This window comes from Streptomyces montanisoli, from assembly GCF_017813245.1.
Classification (GTDB): domain Bacteria; phylum Actinomycetota; class Actinomycetes; order Streptomycetales; family Streptomycetaceae; genus Streptomyces; species Streptomyces montanisoli.
Genome location: NZ_JAGIQL010000342.1, coordinates 1 through 2,086, shown reverse-complemented (window position 1 = coordinate 2,086; position 2,086 = coordinate 1). Strand labels below are relative to the sequence as shown.

General features: G+C 75.7%; 2 protein-coding genes. Both read right to left on the bottom strand.

From position 1 onward, the window contains the following. A partial coding sequence (locus tag JFN87_RS33015; RefSeq protein WP_209346182.1) for an SDR family NAD(P)-dependent oxidoreductase occupies nt 1–862 on the bottom strand: 862 nt, incomplete at its 3' end. A gap of 40 nt (nt 863–902) precedes the next feature. Next, entirely contained in the window at nt 903–1,853 is a 951-nt protein-coding gene (locus tag JFN87_RS33010; RefSeq protein WP_209346180.1) for a glycosyltransferase family 2 protein, read from the bottom strand. Nucleotides 1,854–2,086 lie beyond the last annotated feature (233 nt).

Below are 2,086 nucleotides of genomic sequence, written 5' to 3'. Positions count from 1 at the left end.
CCTCGGCGCCGGGGAGGGCGCGCGCGGTCAGCGCCGTCAGCCGCGTGGTCAGCGCGGGCGCCACGCCGTGCGCGAGACCCGCCGCGCGCGCGGCCGGGGTGAGGACGAGCCTGGCCCTGCGCCGCTCGACGGCCGTCACGATGCGCCGCGCCGCGTGCTCCGCGTCCATCGACACCAGTGGCGTGCCGGCCAGTGCCGAGAACCAGGCGAACTCCTTGCGCTCGTCGCCGCCGAACTCCGCGTGCAGATGGCTGCCCGTGCGCATCAGTCCGGGGTGGACGGCCGTCACGCTCACGCCCGTGCGGCCGCACTCCGCCCGCAGCCCCTCCGCCAGCGTGCCGACGGCCGACTTGGCGCAGGAGTACGGCAGCAGGTGGGGCACGCCGAGCAGCCCGCCGACGGACCCCACCAGGCCGAGCCTGCCGCCGCCCGGGCTCCGCCTGAGGTGGGGGAGGGCTTCGAGCGACGTGTGCAGGGCCCCCATGAACATGGTGTCCATCGCGGACGCGAACTCGTCCGCGCCGATCGCCTCCACGGGCGCCACCTGGATGATGCCCGCGTTCGCGAGTACCAGGTCGACGCCGCCGTTAGCCCCGGCCGTCTCCTCGAAGAGCGTGCGCACCGCCTCCCGGTCGCGCACGTCGCACGCGGCCGTACGCACGGGCGGTGCGCCCCCGCCCACCCGCTCGGCGATCACGGCGGCTCCGCGTTCCAGCTCCTCGCGGTCGCGCGCCGCGATCGTGACGCGGCAGCCGCGCGCCGCCAGCTCGCCGGCGAGCAGCAGTCCGAGCCCGCGCGACCCGCCGGTGACCACGGCCGAACGGCCCTGGAGCGAGCGGGAGCCGGTGAATGTCGATGCCATGGCGACCTCTCGGTGGGAGGAGTTGTGTGTGTTGTCGTCGTCAGCCGACGTACTTGCGCGCCGCCGAGCCGCGCCTGACCCGTTCGAGCTGGGCGATGCGCGCCTCGAGACCGGCCGGGACGGGCGCACGCTGCCTCAGCACCCAGGGTGTCCCGGCGGCCGCGCGCAGGACGGCTCGCGCCGACGCCCCGTCGTGCGGGACCGTGCGCAGCAGGTAAGCGGTCCGCAGCAGCGCAGGCACGAGCGGCCGCCGCAGCCAGGTGAACCACAGTGTGTTGCGCAGCCCCAGCACCCGGCGTTCGGTCGGGTCCCTGAGGGTGGAGGCCGCGTGGTGGATCGTCAGCTCCTGCGCGTAGCTGAGCCACCAGCCGCGGCTGAGCAGGTCGGTGGCCAGCAACTCCTCCTCGCCGCCGAGCCAGAGGCCGGGGTGGAAGCCGCCGGCCGCGAGGAAGGCGTCCCTGCGCAGCACGGTGGCCGCCGCGAGGAAGGAGCCGAGCGCGGGCCCGGGCAGCCAGCCGGGGCCGGAGAGCGGCGAGTCCCGCAACTCGGCCACGACGGGGTCCTCCTCGCCTCCGGGCTCCACGATGATGCGGGCGGTCACCGCGGCCAGGTCGGCGTGCGCGTCCAGGAGGTCGGCGGCGCGGCGCAGGGATCCCGGCTCCCACCACGTGTCGTCGTCGCAGAACGCGACGTAGCGCGTCGCCGCCTGCCGCACCGCCAGATTGCGTCCGACCGCGCCGAGGTTGCGGCCGGGACGCAGCAGCGTCACGGCGGGGTGCGCGGCGGTCACGGCCTCCGCCGTGCCGTCGCTCGACCCGTTGTCCGTGACGATCACGGCCGGACGCTCGGGGAGCGCCGCCAGCAGGTCGAGCGTGCGCAGCAGTTCGTCCCTGCGGTTGTGCGTGATGACGACGACCGTGGTGCGGTCGTCGGGGCCGCCCCGGTCGTCAGAGCTGCCTCGGCCGTCAGGCCTGCTTCGGTCCTCGGTCACGTCCGTGCCCCTCCTTCGCCTCCGTCTGCCCCGGCGGCCCCCTTCGACTCCAGCAGCCTGACGGCGGCCTCCGTCTCCCGCGGCAGCACCCTGCGCGCGGCGAGCGCGGCGGGCAGCCGCGCCACTGCGCCCGTGAACGCGCGCGCCGAGATCGGAAGAGCACACGTCCGGACTCCAGCTGCCGACGGTACTGGGAAGCCGGCCTCCGCCTGAAGAGAGGGGGGGGGGGGAGG